The sequence below is a fragment of the Escherichia sp. E3659 genome, assembly GCF_005781135.1.
GTDB lineage: Bacteria > Pseudomonadota > Gammaproteobacteria > Enterobacterales > Enterobacteriaceae > Escherichia.
This window is the reverse complement of record NZ_VATQ01000050.1, coordinates 1-1,526: the sequence shown is the minus strand read 5'-3', so window position 1 is coordinate 1,526 and position 1,526 is coordinate 1. Positions and strand designations below refer to the sequence as shown.

General features: G+C 35.9%; 3 protein-coding genes and 1 pseudogene. 3 read left to right on the top strand and 1 reads right to left on the bottom strand.

Annotated elements, in window-relative coordinates; translation table 11 throughout:
- From FEK47_RS23405 to FEK47_RS23395, 3 genes are all read left to right on the top strand, one after another.
- Positions 1-392, top strand: a 392-nt coding sequence (locus tag FEK47_RS23405) for an ISAs1 family transposase (protein WP_138183397.1), incomplete at its 5' end; no start/stop codon positions are given.
- Positions 393-420: 28 nt separating this feature from the next.
- The gene (locus FEK47_RS25555; protein WP_231239850.1) at positions 421-492 is read left to right on the top strand and encodes a hypothetical protein; all 72 of its coding nucleotides are present in this window, start codon (positions 421-423) and stop codon (positions 490-492) included.
- 26 nt (positions 493-518) lie between these two features.
- A complete protein-coding gene (locus tag FEK47_RS23395; RefSeq protein WP_135487912.1) occupies positions 519-863 on the top strand; it encodes a hypothetical protein in 345 nt (114 codons plus the stop codon).
- Positions 864-1,194: 331 nt separating this feature from the next.
- Here the strand turns inward: FEK47_RS23395 and FEK47_RS23390 are convergent.
- Positions 1,195-1,344 (bottom strand): annotated as a pseudogene (locus FEK47_RS23390) (ISAs1 family transposase); the annotation flags it as partial.
- Positions 1,345-1,526 lie beyond the last annotated feature (182 nt).

Here is a 1,526-nt window from a genome sequence, read left to right as displayed (position 1 = left end):
ATTTCACGTTTGAATGGAAAGTGCTGAAGAAATTATGCGTGGCAGTCTCCTTTCGGTCCATAATAGCAGAACAAAAGAAAGAGCCAGAAATGACGGTCAGATATTATATCAGTTCTGCTGATTTAACCGCTGAGAAATTCGCCACAGCGATCCGAAATCACTGGCACGTGGAGAATAAGCTGCACTGGCGTCTGGACGTGGTAATGAATGAAGACGACTGCAAAATAAGAAGAGGAAATGCAGCAGAATTATTTTCAGGGATACGGCACATCTCTATTAATATTTTGACGAATGATAAGGTATTCAAGGCAGGGTTAAGACGTAAGATGCGAAAAGCAGCCATGGACAGAAACTATCTCGCGTCAGTCCTTGCGGGGAGCGGGCTTTCGTAATCTTGCCCTGGGGTATGTTATATATAGAGTGATTCGATTTATACCTTCACTTGCGCCACCTCTTTGGTGGTCAATACCTGCAAACGTTGTTACTCCATGATTAAAACGGATAATGGAGATTATATAATGAGCGATTTTGACATTGTGAGTTCAATTGACTGGCATGATGGGGTTTTGTTAGAAGTAAAAACGACATTCAAAGAATCTCATTTTAACATGACGTTATTTATTGACATTTATAAAAATGAGAACATTAGGGAAAAAATGATAGTTGAATTTTCTGATATAGATGATTTAGTGTTCGCTTTGGATTCTGCTGAGTTAATCGATAATCACAAGTCAGGTAATATAAGTAATGGGTATATAAAGAAAATAAAAAACAAAAGGCTATATAAATTTTTTCTTTATTTTTCTGATGGCCTATTAAGCATGTCATTTAAAAATTTACAATTAATAAAACCATTAGGGTAACCAAATAAAAGGACTGAAGGAATCAGGGGAAGATCATTAAAGTTGTGATTATCATCACAACTTTAATCTTGGTTTTACCTTGTTGATTTGATTAAAATCTAATCGCCAAATAATTAAATATATTAGAAAAGGACGTCTGGTGAACATTCAAAGTCTTCTTGAGCATATTCCAATTATTCCTGATCTTAATGAACCCAATGGGCCAGCAACGGCAGGGGTAGATGATTGGAGTGAACTCGGAGTTAGAGTAATACAGAGAGCCATGAGAGGCGGAGTCAGAAAATGAAAAAAATTTTTGTTCTTTTGGCTGATGATATTCATCAGGGCAAGATTACGAAAGCCCGCTCTCCGTAAGGACTGACGCGAGGTAGTCTATGTCCATAGTTGCTTTTCTCATCTTACGTCTTAACCCAGCCTTGAATACTTTATCTTTCGTTAAAATATTAATGGCGATATGTCTGATCCCTAAAAATAATAGGGAAAGATCACATGGCGCTGCTTTTTTGCACTAAATAATTCGCACTATATATTCAATAATTGAGTAATTCCTTATTACTAAAAACTGTTTTTCACAGCTTATATATAATCAAATACTCCTTACATAATTAAGGAGAGCAAAATGGAACTTAAAAAATTGATGGAACATATTTCTATTATTCCCGA

Coding starts and splice junctions, on each gene's coding strand:
- FEK47_RS23395 (WP_135487912.1), top strand. CDS start 519: ATGAGCGATTTTGACATTGTGAGTTCAATTGACTGGCATGATGGGGTT.